Here is a 13,885-nt window from a genome sequence, read left to right as displayed (position 1 = left end):
AGGTGCGTGACATCCCCATCGACGAGGTCGACCACCTCGACCGCGCGGTGGTGGCGATCCGCACCGATTACCCACCGGGGCACCGGATTCCCCCGCATCGGCACCGTCGCGCGCAGTTCCTCTACAGCGCGACGGGATCAATGCGGGTCGAAACGGCCGACGGCACGTGGACCATCCCGGCCCTGCGCGCGGTGCTCGTTCCGCCGGAGACCACCCATCAGGTCTTCACGACCACCGTGAGCACCCGCAGCCTGTACATCGAGCCGAAGGCGGTGCCGTGGTTCCCGCGGCGCTGCCAGGTCGTCGAAGTCTCCTCATTGCTCCGGGAACTGCTGAACGAGGTAGTCGGCGTGCCGGAGCTGTACACCCCGCGCGGGCGGGACGCCGCGGTCATCGGCCTGACCCTGCACGAGATCCGCCGCTCAGCCCCGGTCCAGCTCGATCTCCCGTTACCCAAGCACGAACGGCTCCGCACGCTGTGCGAGTCCTTTTTGGACGATCCGGACATCCATGAGCCGGTGCGCGCCTGGGCGTCCCGGCTGCACGTCAGCGAGCGGACGCTGAACCGGATGTTCACCGCCGAGACCGGGATGGGATTCGCCCGCTGGCGGCAACGGGCCTGCGTCCTGCATTCGCTGTCGCTGCTTTCGGACGGCCGTCCGATCGCCGGCATCGCCGCCTCGCTCGGCTACGAGAGCCCGGCCGCGTTCTCCACCATGTTCACCCGGCTGCTCGGCACGTCGCCGAGGGACTACCGTGCCGCTGTCTCAAAGTGAGACACGACACCCCTCCCCTTGATTCTCCCGCACCCCTACCTTCCGTTCAAGCCCAGGCGAACAAGGGAGTTCAGCGCATGAGCAAGAACGTACTCGTCACCGGTGCGGCACGAGGGATCGGAAAGGGGATCGCGCTCCGGCTCGCCGCCGACGGGCACGACGTCGCGGTCAACGACGTCGCCGCCAACGAGGCGGAACTCGAGGCCGTCGCCAAGGAGATCCGCGAAGCGGGACGACGCTCGGCCGCGGTCACGGCGGACGTTTCCGATCCGGCGTCGGTCACCGCCATGGTCGGCGAGACCGTCGGCGCGCTGGGTTCCCTGGACGTCATGGTCGCGAACGCGGGGATCGCGCAGGTCCTCCCGCTGCTCGAAGTGACCCCGGAGGACTGGGACCGGATGATGGCCGTCAACGCGCGCGGCATGTTCCTCTGTTACCAGGCCGCGGCCAAGCAGATGATCGAACAGGGCGACGGCGGCAAGATCATCGGCGCGGCGTCCATCGTCGCCCATCGCCCGTTCGCGTTGCTCGGCCACTATTCCGCGTCGAAGTGGGCGGTGCGCGGGCTGACCCAGGCCGCCGCGATGGAATGGGCGAAGCACGGCATCACCGTCAACGCGTACTGCCCGGGTATCGTCGGGACCGCCATGTGGGACCTCATCGACGAGAAACTGGCGGAGTCGGAAGGAATCCGGAAGGGGCAGGCGATCGAGAAGTATTCGAACCTGATCCACCTCGGCCGGGTCTCGGTTCCCGAGGACGTGGCGTCGTACGTGTCGTACCTCGCTTCCCCGGATTCCGATTACATGACCGGCCAGTCGGTGATGATCGACGGAGGAATCCAATTCTCCTGAGCAGGAAGTAGGACGATCATGATCTTCATAACGGCGAAGTTCCGGGTTCGTCCCGAACACGCAGACCGGTGGCCGGAGATCGCGCGCGATTTCACCGAAGCGACCCGCGCCGAACCCGGTTGTCTTTGGTACGACTGGTCTCGCAGCCTCGACGACCCGAACGAATACGTGCTCGTCGAGGCGTTCCGCGACGACGACGCGGGCGCGGCCCATGTCGGTTCGGAGCATTTCCGCACGGCTCAACGTGAACTGCCGCCTTACCTGGCCGAGACACCGCGGATCGTCAACGCGAAGGTCGATCAGGACGGCTGGTCGGAATTGGGCGAACTGGCCGTCGAGTAGATTCCTTCTCCTGCCTCGGTTCCTTGCTGGACCGAGGCGGGAAAGGCCGGTTCTCAGCCCCGTTGTGCCCGTGCCGCCCCGAGGCAGTACGCGCCGAAAGCCGCGACCCCGGCGGCCACCACGATGAGCAGCACAGTGCCGAACGGCTGGGCCGCCAAGGTCCGCAGGGCCGCGTCGAGCCCACCGGAACGAGACGCGTCGTGCGTCAGCGCCGCGTATCCCACCAGCACCGCGACCATGCCGAACACGACACCCCTTGCCACATAACCGATCCTCCCGAGCCGCTCCACCCACCGCCGGGTCCCCGACGGGAGGCGCGAGAGGTCGAGATCCCGCACGAAGTTCCGGCGCACCCCGTTCACCACCGAAGCCACCGCGACACCGAACACGACGACGGCCACCACGGTCACCAGGAACGGCCCGGCGGGCAACGCCAGCAACCGCGCGGTGAACTCCTGCTGCTTCTGGTCACCGCTGCCCTGCTGCCCCGCGCCCGCGGCGACACGTGCCGCGTAGACGCCGAGCGAGATCCCCACCAGGCAACGGACTCCGGACGTCACCCGCTTGACGGCGCGGGTCCGCTGCTTGTCGATCCAGGTGTAGCCGACCGCGGCCAGCAGGGCCTGCCACAGGCCGTATGCCACCAACCCCGCCGCCAGAATCCACAACAGCAAGCCGCCCACCGGGGTCGAACCGACCTCGGTGATCGCGCCGCGTCCGTCGGCCTCCTGGCCGCCACCGTCGATGGCGACCCGCATCGCCAGGTACCCGATGAGCAGGTACACCAGGCCGTAGCAGCCCATCCCGATCCGTCCGAGCACCTGGACGGCCTTGTTGTGGCGCACCTGTCTCGCCTTGGTCGCGGACATCCGGTCCACCTCCTTCGCTGTCTTCAACCGAGTGTCACGGCCGAAGGCGAAGAACGCCGGGTGACTGGTCCGTCCGGCCCAGTGCGCCTAAGCGAGGAGCCAGTCGTCCGTGTCGCGGTGCCTGCCGAGCCCGACGGCGTCGAACTCGTCGAAGTGATCTCCCTTGACCACCCCGAGCCACCGAAGCGCCTGAGAAATCGGACTGCCGCCGGACTCGCCCTCAGCCTGATGCTGTGGTCCGAAGACTGTCTCTCCGCTGTCCCACACCTGTGCGGACTGCGTCCCGGTGCCGCCGAAGTACTCGGCTTCGACGTACGCCACGGCACCGCGCCGGGAGCACTCGGCGAGAAGCCGATCAAAGCCCGCGGGCGCGGTCCAGAATTCGCCGAAACCGGGCACTCCGGCGTCGGCCGGCACTTCGGTCAACGGCAGCAGTGACAGGTGCTGTCCGAGCGCGACGAGGCGCGCTCCCTGGACCGAATCGAGCAGTTCACCGCGTGCGGACTCGGTGACGATGACGGCTTGCAGGCTGTACACGTCCGCATCCTGTCACTTCGACGACGCCCGGCATGTTTTTTCGCGGCGATGTCGAATACCGCCGGGCCCGTTCGTCGCCAGAGTGAGAGACAACCTCGAAGGAGCATCATGACCGCGACTTACACGTTCGACGTCTTTTCCAGCCTCGACGGCTACGGCTCCGCCACCGGCGATTGGGGCGGCTACTGGGGCAAGCAAGGGCCTGAACTGCTCGAACACCGCCTCGCCTTGTACTCCGAGGAGCAGAGGATGGTGTTCGGCGCCACGACGTTCCGCGCGAATCTGGAGATGCTCAACGCGGACGTCGTGGCGACCGAGGCACTGGACCCGTGGGTCACCCGGATGAAGTACCTTCCGGCGACGGTGGTGTCGACCACGCTGCGGGAACCGCTGGACTGGCCGGACGCGACGCTCGTGAGCGGTGACGCCGTCGACGTCGTCGCCCGGCTCAAGAAGGAGTCCGACGTGCCGTTGCGCTCGCACGGCAGCCTGGCGATGAACCGGGCGCTGATGGCCGCCGGTCTGGTGGACCGCCTCCAGGTGACGGTTTTCCCGGTGATCACCGGGAAAACCGGTGCCGGCTCGCTCTTCCGGGGTGCGGCCGACTTCGACCTCGAACTGCTCGAGAGCCGGACGTTCGACGGGCGCGTCCAGCAGCTCGTCTACCGGCCAACCGTGCACGAATCGAGTTGACCGTCCACAGTGGATGGATCAGTCAGCGGCCGAGCCAGGGAGCCAGCAAGGCTTCGAGGTCGGCATCCGAAAGCGCGTACGGCCCGCCGTGGAACTCGTGCCACCGCGAAGCGTCCCGCGCCGCCATGTACTCCACCTCGAACGCCCGCATCAGGACGTACGTGAAGGTCACCGAGCTGAACCGATCGCCGAGCAACGTCCTGGCCTCGCGCGCGACACCGGTCGCGCCATGGCCGATCACGTCCGCGAGCTTCAGCTCCTCCGCAGCCGGGTCCAGCAGGCTGGGGGCATACATCACGACAGTTTCTCCATCACTGAAAGGAAACTCAGTTCTCGGCGGCGAGCTGACCGCAGGCCGCCGCGATCTCCTGGCCACGCGTGTCACGCACCGTGCACGCCACTCCGCCCGCGTTCACCAGCCGGACGAACTCCCGCTCCACCGGCTTCGGCGAGGCGTCCCACTTCGAACCCGGGGTCGGGTTCAACGGGATCACGTTCACATGTACCAATTGCCCCAGGTGCTGGCGAAGCCGCTTCGCCAGCAGCTCGGCCCGCCAAGGCTGATCGTTGATGTCCCGGATCAACGCGTACTCGATCGACACCCGCCGTCCGGAGGTGTCCGCGTAGTACCGGGCCGCGGACAGCACCTCGTCCACCGACCAACGCTCGTTGACCGGCACCAGCGTGTCCCGCAACTCGTCGTCCGGCGTGTGCAGCGAAACCGCCAGCCGCACCTGCATCTTCTCGTCCGCGAGTTTGCGGATCGCCGGGGCGAGGCCCACCGTCGACACCGTCACCGAACGCTGGCCGATCCCGAGCCCCTCCGGCGAGGGGTCCGTGATCCGCCGGACCGCCGCGACCACCCGCTTGTAGTTCGCCAGCGGCTCGCCCATGCCCATGAAGACGATGTTCGACAGACGGCCGGGGCCGCCGGTCATCAGTCCGTCGCGCATCACGGCGGCGGCGGCGCGGACCTGGTCGACGATCTCCGCGGTCGAGAGGTTCCGGTCGAGGCCGCCCTGCCCGGTCGCGCAGAACGGGCACGCCATGCCGCAGCCCGCCTGGCTCGAGATGCACAGGGTCGCGCGATCCGGGTAGCGCATCAGCACGCTCTCCAAGAGCGTCCCGTCGTGCGCGCGCCACAAGGTCTTGCGAGTGGTGCCGTCGTCGCAGGCGAGCGCCTTGATCTCGGTGAGTAGCGGCGGCATCAGATCGGCGACGAGCTTCTCCCGCGACGCCGCCGGGATGTCGGTCATCTCCTCGGGGTTCACCGTGAGCCGCGAGAAGTAGTGGTTCGACAACTGCTTCGCACGGAACGGCTTCTCACCCAGCTCGGCGACGGCGGCGGCCCGCTCGGCGGCGGTGAGGTCGGCGAGGTGGCGCGGCGGAAGGCCGCGCTTGGGCGCGTCGAAGACGAGAGGGAGGGCAGTCATAGCTCAACCATTGTCCCATGTCCACCTTCGACGCACCCGAGCCGCCCCGGTTCACCGCATCCACACAAGCCTCTGAGACCCAACTCACACAGAAAGGGTTGCCGAGACGACTGGTTCCGATATATCGTGAACATGTCGGAACAGTACGTAGAGAGGATTCACATCATGCGACGACGACCTTTCCCTCCAGAACACGGCCGTCCCGCCTTCGGGCCTTGGGCACGCGGCGGCTTCGGCGACTTCCCCCCGGGGCCGGGCGGTCCGGGACATCGGCACCGGCACGGCCGTCGCGGTGGCCCCGGCGGCAGGCGCGGCAAGCGCGGTGACGTCCGCGCCGCGATCCTCGCGCTGCTTTCCGAGCAGCCGAGGCACGGGTACGAGATCATCCGCGAGATCGGCGAGCGCAGCGGCGGCTTCTGGAAGCCGAGCCCCGGCTCGGTCTACCCGACCCTGCAGATGCTGGCCGACGAAGGCCTGGTGATCAGCAAGGACGAGAGCGGCAAGAAGCTGTTCGAACTCACCGAATCCGGCCGCGCCGCGGCCGAACAGCAGGACGCCGTCCCGCCGTGGGAACAGATCGCCCACGACGTCGACCCGGCCGAGGTGAACCTGCGCAAGGCGGCCACGACCCTGGCCGCGGCGGTCGCGCAGGTCATGCACGCCGGCAGTGAAAGCCAGCAGGCCCGCACCGTCGACGTGCTCAACGAGGCACGCCGGACGATCTACGGCATCCTCGGCGAGGCCGAGGACGGCACTCCGGAGACATCCGCCGAGGACGCGGAGTGACCTGGCACGACGAGGCCGGTGGGCTTGGTGCGCGTGTGCACGCGATAGCCCACCGGCAGCGTCATCCGCTTTTCCCCGGGACCTGACGAAACCTCGTTGAGACGCCGGACCTCCGCAGTCGCCTTCGCCGCGACCGGAGCGCTGAACTCGATCTTCAGCACGGCTTCCATCGCGGCGGCGTCCTCGAACAGCCACCGCGTCGACACCTTGCGGCAGTCGAAACCCTGACGGGCGAAGAACTTCTCGACCCCGGGCGGGTCGTACCGCGGGAGATCCAGCCGCATCCAGCGTCCGTAGGGCTCGCTCGCCACATCGAGATCCACGATCATCAAGGTCCCGCCAGGCCGCAGCACGCGCTCCGCTTCGCGAAGACCGGGTTCGCAACCAGGGCCGAAGAAGTACGCGGTGCGCGCGTGGACGACGTCGAAAGCCGCGTCCGGCAAGGGAAGCCGCTGCGCACGACCTTGCCGCACCTCGACGTTCGGCAGTTCCCCCACCCGGTTCCGCGCGTCGCGCACCAGTGGCTCATGGGGTTCGATCCCGACCACCGACCGCGCCGTCGCGGCGAACCGCGGCAGATGGAACCCGTCACCACAGCCGATGTCGAGGACGTCCTCACCGGACCAGTCGCGACACCCGCCGAGCACGCGCCAGATCTCGTCGTCGACGTCCTGCGCGCGGTTCTCGACCTCGTAGGCCTTCTGGTAGTACCAGATGTTCGGACTCGGCAGCACCTCGTCGCCGCGGCGGCGGAAGGAGGAGACAGCTCGGGGAAACCAGCGCACGGAAGCTCCAACGACGGGACACCGGGCTGGGTTCCATGCTCATCCGGGTCGAAATCTTTAACGGGAACAATGCGGTCAGCGACTAGACTTTACTCCCACCGGAAAGGGAGAACCGCATGTCGCTCGGCTCGGCCGCCCACACTTCCGTCATCCCTTCAGGAATCCCGTGCTGGATCGAGCTCGCATGCAGAGACGAAGCGGCCGCACAAGCCTTCTACAGTGGGTTATTCGACTGGGAGTTCACCGTCCAGCGTGATCCGGCGACGCCGACCGGCCGGTACTCGATCGCGACACTGAACGGCGTCCCCACCGGTGGTCTGTACCGCGCGGGCACCGACGGGCCGACCGGCTGGAGCGTCCACATCTCGGTTCCCCAGGCGGCCGCGGCCGCCGAATGGGTGGACAGCCTCGGCGGCCGGGTCACCCTCGGCCCGATGGCGATTCCCCATCGTGGCAACATCATCCACGCCATCGACGCGTGCGGCGCACACGTCGTCTTCTGGGAGCCGCCCGCCACCTGGCAGTTCGCGACCGGGGTCCCGAACACCTTCAGCGGCGCGGATCTCAACACCCACGACGGCGCGGCAGCGGATCATTTCTACTGCCGCCTTTTCAACTACACCAGCCACCAGATCGGCGACGGCGCGTCCCTCGACTACGCCGAATGGCTCATCGAGCACGAACCGGTGCTGTACCGGTACGTGATGGGTTCGGAATACCGGCCGGACACTCCCCCGCACTGGATGGTCTACCTCGGACTGGATCCGGCCCGCGGCGCGGACGCCGCGGCGGGGCAGGCCCTGATGCTCGGCGGCGCCGTCGTGGTCCAGCCCTACGACACCCCGTACGGCCGGATGGCGATCCTCGCCGACCCCGACGGTTCGGTGTTCGCGGTGATCGACCACTCCCGGGCCACCGAGGGCTGGGGCACCGCCGAAGTCGACGATCCTTACGACGACTGAAACGAAGAGCCGGGGCGACGACGTCACCCCGGCTCTTTCGTCAGAGTCCCGCCCAGAACCCGCAGTCGTGCACGGCCGCGAGGTCGACCGGGCCGATCCGGCCCGGCGCCAGCGACTGCGTCCGCGGCGAGGGACGCCACTTCGGCAGTTCCCCACCGTTCGGATTCCCGGTTCGCGCGAACGCGGTCCAGTACTGAATCATTTGCGCCGCGAGCTCTTGCTGCGCGGGCGTCAATTTCGCCGGAAAGCCAGCCAAATCAGACAAATAAGCTAATTCGGATCCATGGGCGGCGCCGGAACGCATTCCCGGCGGAGCGGGGACAAGCGGCGGAGCGTCCCGGTCGGCGAACTCGTAGCCGAAGGTTCGCGTGCGCTCGCGCAGCAACCGTTCGGTCCCCACCTGCGGACAGCCCCAGATCCGGTCGGTCATCGCGTCCGCGAACGCCATCGCCGGGCCGCCGTGCTTCGCCGACGGGTACCGGGCGGCGACGAGCGGCGCCTTCTCCTTGAACGCGGTCCGCAGCAGCTCTTGGTAATGCTCCTCGGTGAACGGCTGCCCGGGGAACAGGGAGACGAACAGTCTCGCCTCGTCCCTGGTGACCCCCGTCAGCACCGGGACGCGGGCGAAGTGCCCCGCTTTCAGCGCGTCGGCCGGATGTGCGGGCAGCAGGCCGGTGCCGAACGCGGGGGTCCCGAGCGGCTGGTTCACCAGATCCTTGGCCGGAAGCCGCCGCATGCAGGCGACGTCGGCGCAGCCGAGTTTCCCGGCCCCTTCAGCACCCATCGCTTCGACTTCGGCGCGGGGCAGGTACGGCGAGCCCGCGGGCACACTGGGGAAGAACCCGCCGTCGGGCCAGGTCAGCGTGCACGGACCGCTCTGGACGATCGCGCGGTGGAACAGCCCCGCGGCCGAAGGAGAGGCCAACTGGACGCAAGTGCTCATCGCACCGGCGGATTCGCCGAACAACGTGACATTCCGGGGATCTCCGCCGAAGGCACGCGCGTTGCGCTGCACCCAGCGAAGAGCGGCCTGCTGGTCCTGGAAGCCGAAAGCACCGGAGTCGCGGCCGAGTTCCGGATGCCCGAAGAAGCCGAACACACCCAGCCGGTAGTTCACGGTCACCACCACGACGTCCCCGCCGAGTGCCATGCGCTTGAAGTCGTAGTCGCTGCCCGCACCCGAGGTGAAGCTGCCACCGTGCACCCAGACCATCACCGGACGCGGTTTACGCGCCGGCCCCGCCGGGCTGATCACGTTGAGATACAGGCAATCTTCGGCGTCGCTCGATGGCGAACCGAGGCCCGCCCCCTGCGCGCATCGAGGCCCCGGTTCGGTCGCGTCCCGCACGGCGGTCCACGGCTCGGGGCTCCGCGGCGGCGCCCAGCGCAGGTCGCCCACCGGCGGTGCGGCGAACGGAATGCCTTGGAAACTCCGGTATTCGCCGGTGCTCACGCCGCGAACGGGGCCGGAATCCGTGCGGACGACCGGGCTCGTGCCCGCTTCCGCCACGGTCGTCGTCAGGGCGCCGAGCGTCACCACGCTCAGTGCCATGGCCAGAAGTCGCTTACTCATCCGTTGAGTGCGCATACTCCGACCCTGGCCCAGCGCTCCGGGCTTGTCACCTGCGTTTCCCTAGACGGGGACGAACGCCGAAAGCAGCAACCAGGAGACGACGGCCGAGGGGAGCAACGAGTCGAGGCGGTCCATCAGCCCGCCGTGGCCCGGCAGCATGTTCCCCATGTCCTTGACCCCGAGATCACGTTTGATCAGGGACTCGACGAGATCGCCCAGCGTCGCCGTGCACACGATCGCCGCGCCGAACAGCACACCCTGCCAGGCATGGCCGTCGAGCAGCAGGCTCAGGGTCAGCGCGCCGGCGACCACACCGGCCACGAGCGAACCGGCGAAACCTTCCCAAGTCTTCTTCGGGCTGATGCTCGGCGCCATCGGATGCTTGCCGCCCAGTACACCGGCGATGTAGCCGCCGGTGTCCGAAGCGACAACGCCGATCATGAACGCCAGCACCCGGCCGACGCCGTCCTCCGGCGGGACGAGCATCGCGGCGAAGGCACCGAAAAGCGGGATGTACGCGACGGCGAAAACAGACGCGCTGATGTCGCGCAGATAGCCGTCCGCGCCGCCGGGCAACCGCCACAGCAGGCAGACGAGCACCGTCAGCACGAACGCCGTCAGCGCGCCTTCACGGCCGTACGGCCACGCCAGCCAGATCATCGCCTGACCGCCGACGAGTACCGGGACCAGCGCGATCCGGATGCCCGCCGCGCGCTTCAGTGCCCCGGCCAGCTCGATCGTGCCGACCGCGATCGCGATCGCGATGATGCCGATGAACAAAAAGCGGACGGTGAGCAGGGACGTGACGATCGCCGCCCCCAGCAGCAGCCCGACCCCGATCGCGGCGGGCAGGTTGCGGCCGGCGCGGGAAACCTTTTGCGCCGGTTCCGGCACGGTTTCAAAATCCGGCGCTGTGGCCGGAACCGGTTCCGGGTTTTCCACCCGGTCCTCGCGTTCCTCGCTCACCTGGCTCATCAGACCTCGAGTAGCTCGGCTTCCTTGTGTTTCACCAGCTCGTCGACCTTGTGGCTGTACGTGTCGGTGAGGTTCTGGAGTTCCTTCTCGGCGTGGACGACCTCGTCCTCGCCCGCCTCGCCGTCCTTCTTGATCCGGTCGAGCTCTTCCTTGGCCTTGCGGCGGACGCTGCGGATCGAGACGCGGGCGTCCTCACCCTTGGCCTTGGCGACCTTCACCATCTCCCGGCGGCGCTCTTCGGTGAGCTGCGGGATCACGATGCGGATCACGTTGCCGTCGTTGCTCGGGTTGACGCCGAGGTCCGACTCGCGGATCGCCTTTTCGATGGCGTTGAGCGAGGTCTGGTCGTAGGGCTTGATCAACGCCATCCGGGCTTCGGGGATGTTGACGCCCGCCAACTGGTTCAGCGGGGTCGGCGCGCCGTAGTAGTCGACGACAACGCGCGAGAACATCCCAGGGTGAGCCCGGCCGGTGCGTACCGACGACAGGTCCTCCTTGGCGACGGACACCGCTTTTTCCATCTTCTCCTCGGCGTCGAGGAGGGTCTCGTCGATCACGGCAACTCCCGTAGTTGTGTATTCGTACCGATTGCGAAGGTCAGGGCAGGACTACGCGGGCACCCCGTCGGCGGGGGTGTCGACCAGGGTGCCGATCCTCTCACCACTGACCGCACGGGCGATGTTCCCCTCGGTGAGCAGATTGAACACGATGATCGGCATGTTGTTGTCCATGCACAGGCTGAACGCGGTGGCGTCGGCGACCTTGAGGTCCCGTTCCAGCACCTCGCGGTGGCTGATCTCGTGGAACATCTCGGCCGTCGGGTCGCTCTTCGGGTCCGCGGTGTAGACGCCGTCGACGGCCTTCGCCATCAAGACGGCTTCGCAGCCGAGTTCGAGCGCGCGCTGCGCGGCGGCGGTGTCCGTCGAGAAGTACGGCATGCCGACCCCTGCGCCGAAGATGACGACACGGCCCTTCTCAAGGTGGCGCTCGGCGCGGCGCGGGATGTACGGCTCGGCGACCTGCCCCATGGTGATGGCGGTCTGCACGCGCGTGGGGAGGCCCTCCTTCTCCAGGAAGTCCTGCAGCGCCAGACAGTTCATGACGGTGCCGAGCATCGCCATGTAGTCCGCGCGGTCGCGGTCCATGCCGCGCTGCGACAGCTCCGCGCCGCGGAAGTAGTTGCCACCGCCGATCACGACGGCGATCTGCACGCCCGTCCGCGCGACGTCGGCGATCTGCTGAGCGACCGAGTGCACCACATCCGGATCAACCCCGATGGAACCGCCGCCGAACATCTCGCCGCCCAGCTTCAGCAGCACCCGCCGGTATCCGCCTTCGACCCGGACACCCATGTCGCCCTCCCTAATGCTCTGAACCCGACTGTGCCCCGTCCCCGATGGACGGAGACGGGGCACAGTGGTGATTCTTGTGTTCCGCGCCTGGATCAGGCCTGGCCGACCTCGAACCGGGCGAACCGGCTCACGGTCACGCCGGCCTCGTCGAGCAGGGCCTTGACGGTCTTCTTGTTGTCCTTGACCGACGGCTGCTCGAGCAGGACGTTGTCCTTGTAGTACGCGTTGACCTTGCCCTCGATGATCTTGGGCATGGCCTGCTCCGGCTTGCCCTCTTCGCGGGCGGTCGCCTCGGCGACGCGACGCTCGTTCTCGACGATCTCGGCCGGGACCTCATCGCGGGTGAGGTACTTGGCCTTGAGCGCGGCGACCTGCATGGCGGCGCCACGAGCGGCCTCGGCGGCGGCCTCGCCCTCACCGGTGTACTCGATGAGCACGCCGACGGCGGGCGGGAGGTCGGCACCGCGACGGTGCAGGTACGTGGTGGTGGTGCCCTCGTAGGCGGCGACACGGCGCAGCTCGAGCTTCTCACCGATGCGGGCGGCCAGCTCCTGGACCTGCTCGTCGACGGTCTTGCCGTCGAGCGAGGCGGCCTTCAGCTTCTCGACGTCGCTGGTCTTCTCGGCCTTCGCGACCTCGACGATCTTCGCGGCGAGGGTCTGGAAGTCCTCGTTCTTCGCGACGAAGTCGGTCTCGGAGTCGAGCTCGATCAGCACGCCGCCTTCACCGGCGACGAGGCCCTCGGCGGTGGCGCGCTCGGCGCGCTTGCCGACGTCCTTCGCGCCCTTGATGCGCAGGAACTCGACGGCCTTGTCGAAGTCGCCGTCGTTCTCTTCCAGCGCCTTCTTGCAGTTCATCATGCCGGAGCCGGTCAGCTCGCGGAGACGCTTCACGTCTGCGGCGGTGTAGTTCGCCATCGTGGGTGTGTCCGTCCTTTTTCAGGTACGAGAAAAGTCTTTGGGGAAGTCACCCGTGGGGCCGCCCGGAGGCGGCCCCACGGGCTGGGTGCATCAGGAGGAGGCGGTGGCCTGCTCGGCCGGAGCCTCGGTGGCGGCCTCGGCGGGCGCCTCGGTCGCGGCGGCCGCTTCCTTGGCGTCCGCGGCGGCGGTCTCGGAGCCGGCGAGCAGCTCCTTCTCCCACTCGGCCAGCGGCTCGTCCGTGGCGACGCCGGCCTCGGGCTTGGCGTCGGCGGAGGAACCGTTGCGGCTGGAGCGGGCCATCAGACCGGCGGCGGCGGCCTCGGCCACGACCTTGGTCAGCAGCGCGGCCGAACGGATCGCGTCGTCGTTACCCGGAATCGGGTAGTCGACCTCGTCCGGGTCGCAGTTGGTGTCCAGGATCGCGACGACCGGGATGTTCAGCTTGCGAGCCTCGCCGACGGCGATGTGCTCCTTCTTCGTGTCGACGATCCACACGATGCTCGGCACCTTGGCCATGTCGCGGATACCGCCGAGGGTCTTCTCGAGCTTGTCCTTCTCACGGGTGAGCGTGAGAATCTCGCGCTTGGTCAGGCCGGCGAAACCACCGGTCTGCTCCTGCGACTCGAGCTCCTTCAGGCGGAGAAGACGCTTGTGCACCGTCTGGAAGTTGGTCAGCATGCCGCCGAGCCAGCGCTGGTTCACGTAGGGCATGCCCACGCGCGAGGCCTCGGAGGCGATGGCTTCCTGAGCCTGCTTCTTCGTGCCGACGAACATGATGGTGCCGCCGTGCGCGACGGTTTCCTTGATGAACTCGTACGCACGGTCGATGTACGTCAGCGTCTGCTGCAGGTCGATGATGTAGATGCCATTGCGCTCGGTGAAGATGTAGCGCTTCATCTTCGGGTTCCACCGACGAGTCTGGTGCCCGAAGTGCACGCCGCTGTCGAGCAGCTGCTTCATGGTGACGACGGCCATTGCCGGAATCAACCTCTTCTGTGTCGTGCGCGCCCGGCTCCGCCGGGACGCGC

General features: G+C 67.9%; 17 protein-coding genes. 6 read left to right on the top strand and 11 right to left on the bottom strand.

Translation table 11 applies throughout. The features are described 5' to 3' along the window. The first annotated feature begins 2 nt into the window (after positions 1-2). From DL990_RS16695 to DL990_RS16685, 3 genes are all read left to right on the top strand, one after another. Entirely contained in the window at positions 3-776 is a 774-nt protein-coding gene (locus DL990_RS16695; protein WP_125799201.1) for a helix-turn-helix domain-containing protein, read from the top strand. Positions 777-853: 77 nt separating this feature from the next. Further along, positions 854-1,630 carry an acetoin reductase gene (locus tag DL990_RS16690; RefSeq protein ID WP_125799200.1) on the top strand — a complete coding sequence of 259 codons (777 nt, stop codon included), beginning with the start codon at positions 854-856 and terminating at the stop codon, positions 1,628-1,630. A gap of 18 nt (positions 1,631-1,648) precedes the next feature. Continuing rightward, complete coding sequence (locus tag DL990_RS16685; RefSeq protein ID WP_125786485.1) at positions 1,649-1,972, top strand: putative quinol monooxygenase; 324 nt, start codon at positions 1,649-1,651, stop codon at positions 1,970-1,972. Positions 1,973-2,025: 53 nt separating this feature from the next. Here the strand turns inward: DL990_RS16685 and DL990_RS16680 are convergent, their stop codons facing one another. Both DL990_RS16680 and DL990_RS16675 read right to left on the bottom strand, forming a co-directional pair. Beyond that, on the bottom strand, positions 2,026-2,841 hold the full coding sequence (locus DL990_RS16680; protein WP_125799199.1) for a DUF1206 domain-containing protein: 816 nt from the start codon (positions 2,839-2,841) through the stop codon (positions 2,026-2,028). An 87-nt stretch (positions 2,842-2,928) separates the two neighbouring features. Next, the gene (locus tag DL990_RS16675; RefSeq protein ID WP_125799198.1) at positions 2,929-3,378 is read right to left on the bottom strand and encodes a hypothetical protein; all 450 of its coding nucleotides are present in this window, start codon (positions 3,376-3,378) and stop codon (positions 2,929-2,931) included. 108 nt (positions 3,379-3,486) lie between these two features. Between DL990_RS16675 and DL990_RS16670 the strand changes: the two genes are divergently transcribed. Beyond that, positions 3,487-4,071 carry a dihydrofolate reductase family protein gene (locus DL990_RS16670; RefSeq protein WP_125799197.1) on the top strand — a complete coding sequence of 195 codons (585 nt, stop codon included), beginning with the start codon at positions 3,487-3,489 and terminating at the stop codon, positions 4,069-4,071. A 22-nt stretch (positions 4,072-4,093) separates the two neighbouring features. On the opposite strand, the gene DL990_RS16665 is transcribed toward DL990_RS16670, so the two are convergent. Next, on the bottom strand, positions 4,094-4,366 hold the full coding sequence (locus DL990_RS16665; RefSeq protein ID WP_125786489.1) for a hypothetical protein: 273 nt from the start codon (positions 4,364-4,366) through the stop codon (positions 4,094-4,096). Between the two features lie 31 nt (positions 4,367-4,397). Next, complete coding sequence (gene rlmN / locus DL990_RS16660; protein ID WP_125786490.1) at positions 4,398-5,504, bottom strand: 23S rRNA (adenine(2503)-C(2))-methyltransferase RlmN; 1,107 nt, start codon at positions 5,502-5,504, stop codon at positions 4,398-4,400. A gap of 165 nt (positions 5,505-5,669) precedes the next feature. Here rlmN and DL990_RS16655 point away from each other — a divergent pair, with 165 nt between their 5' ends. Beyond that, on the top strand, positions 5,670-6,290 hold the full coding sequence (locus tag DL990_RS16655) for a PadR family transcriptional regulator (protein WP_125799196.1): 621 nt from the start codon (positions 5,670-5,672) through the stop codon (positions 6,288-6,290). On the opposite strand, the gene DL990_RS16650 is transcribed toward DL990_RS16655, so the two are convergent. Beyond that, complete coding sequence (locus DL990_RS16650) at positions 6,227-7,075, bottom strand: class I SAM-dependent methyltransferase (protein ID WP_125799195.1); 849 nt, start codon at positions 7,073-7,075, stop codon at positions 6,227-6,229. The genes DL990_RS16655 and DL990_RS16650 overlap by 64 nt on opposite strands. A gap of 116 nt (positions 7,076-7,191) precedes the next feature. On the opposite strand from DL990_RS16650, the gene DL990_RS16645 reads away from it, so the two are divergent. Further along, complete coding sequence (locus DL990_RS16645; protein ID WP_125786493.1) at positions 7,192-8,037, top strand: VOC family protein; 846 nt, start codon at positions 7,192-7,194, stop codon at positions 8,035-8,037. 40 nt (positions 8,038-8,077) lie between these two features. On the opposite strand, the gene DL990_RS16640 is transcribed toward DL990_RS16645, so the two are convergent. The 6 genes from DL990_RS16640 to rpsB form a co-directional block, all read right to left on the bottom strand. After that, the gene (locus tag DL990_RS16640) at positions 8,078-9,589 is read right to left on the bottom strand and encodes a carboxylesterase/lipase family protein (RefSeq protein ID WP_125799276.1); all 1,512 of its coding nucleotides are present in this window, start codon (positions 9,587-9,589) and stop codon (positions 8,078-8,080) included. An 81-nt stretch (positions 9,590-9,670) separates the two neighbouring features. Then, positions 9,671-10,585 carry a phosphatidate cytidylyltransferase gene (locus tag DL990_RS16635; RefSeq protein ID WP_125786494.1) on the bottom strand — a complete coding sequence of 305 codons (915 nt, stop codon included), beginning with the start codon at positions 10,583-10,585 and terminating at the stop codon, positions 9,671-9,673. Further along, positions 10,585-11,142, bottom strand: coding sequence for a ribosome recycling factor (gene frr, locus DL990_RS16630; RefSeq protein ID WP_125786495.1), 558 nt, complete (start codon positions 11,140-11,142; stop codon positions 10,585-10,587). Before frr ends, DL990_RS16635 begins: the two co-directional genes overlap by 1 nt. Before the next feature lie 51 nt (positions 11,143-11,193). Beyond that, positions 11,194-11,937 carry a UMP kinase gene (pyrH, locus tag DL990_RS16625; protein ID WP_005154669.1) on the bottom strand — a complete coding sequence of 248 codons (744 nt, stop codon included), beginning with the start codon at positions 11,935-11,937 and terminating at the stop codon, positions 11,194-11,196. Positions 11,938-12,029: 92 nt separating this feature from the next. Continuing rightward, positions 12,030-12,854 carry a translation elongation factor Ts gene (gene tsf, locus DL990_RS16620; protein WP_125786496.1) on the bottom strand — a complete coding sequence of 275 codons (825 nt, stop codon included), beginning with the start codon at positions 12,852-12,854 and terminating at the stop codon, positions 12,030-12,032. 93 nt (positions 12,855-12,947) lie between these two features. Beyond that, positions 12,948-13,832 carry a 30S ribosomal protein S2 gene (gene rpsB / locus DL990_RS16615; RefSeq protein ID WP_125799194.1) on the bottom strand — a complete coding sequence of 295 codons (885 nt, stop codon included), beginning with the start codon at positions 13,830-13,832 and terminating at the stop codon, positions 12,948-12,950. Between the last annotated feature and the right edge of the window lie 53 nt (positions 13,833-13,885).

Origin of the sequence: Amycolatopsis sp. WAC 01416, assembly GCF_003947485.1 — a bacterium.
Lineage (GTDB): Bacteria > Actinomycetota > Actinomycetes > Mycobacteriales > Pseudonocardiaceae > Amycolatopsis.
This window is presented reverse-complemented; position numbering and strand designations above follow the sequence as displayed.

Bases quoted from the DNA above. Each gene is read 5' to 3' on its own strand.
- DL990_RS16690 (WP_125799200.1), top strand. From the start codon at position 854: ATGAGCAAGAACGTACTCGTCACCGGTGCGGCACGAGGGATCGGAAAG.
- DL990_RS16685 (WP_125786485.1), top strand. From the start codon at position 1,649: ATGATCTTCATAACGGCGAAGTTCCGGGTTCGTCCCGAACACGCAGAC.
- DL990_RS16680 (WP_125799199.1), bottom strand. From the start codon at position 2,841: ATGTCCGCGACCAAGGCGAGACAGGTGCGCCACAACAAGGCCGTCCAG.
- DL990_RS16670 (WP_125799197.1), top strand. From the start codon at position 3,487: ATGACCGCGACTTACACGTTCGACGTCTTTTCCAGCCTCGACGGCTAC.
- DL990_RS16665 (WP_125786489.1), bottom strand. From the start codon at position 4,366: ATGTATGCCCCCAGCCTGCTGGACCCGGCTGCGGAGGAGCTGAAGCTC.
- rlmN (WP_125786490.1), bottom strand. From the start codon at position 5,504: ATGACTGCCCTCCCTCTCGTCTTCGACGCGCCCAAGCGCGGCCTTCCG.
- DL990_RS16655 (WP_125799196.1), top strand. From the start codon at position 5,670: ATGCGACGACGACCTTTCCCTCCAGAACACGGCCGTCCCGCCTTCGGG.
- DL990_RS16645 (WP_125786493.1), top strand. From the start codon at position 7,192: ATGTCGCTCGGCTCGGCCGCCCACACTTCCGTCATCCCTTCAGGAATC.
- DL990_RS16640 (WP_125799276.1), bottom strand. From the start codon at position 9,589: ATGGCACTGAGCGTGGTGACGCTCGGCGCCCTGACGACGACCGTGGCG.
- DL990_RS16635 (WP_125786494.1), bottom strand. From the start codon at position 10,585: ATGAGCCAGGTGAGCGAGGAACGCGAGGACCGGGTGGAAAACCCGGAA.
- pyrH (WP_005154669.1), bottom strand. From the start codon at position 11,937: ATGGGTGTCCGGGTCGAAGGCGGATACCGGCGGGTGCTGCTGAAGCTG.
- tsf (WP_125786496.1), bottom strand. From the start codon at position 12,854: ATGGCGAACTACACCGCCGCAGACGTGAAGCGTCTCCGCGAGCTGACC.
- rpsB (WP_125799194.1), bottom strand. From the start codon at position 13,832: ATGGCCGTCGTCACCATGAAGCAGCTGCTCGACAGCGGCGTGCACTTC.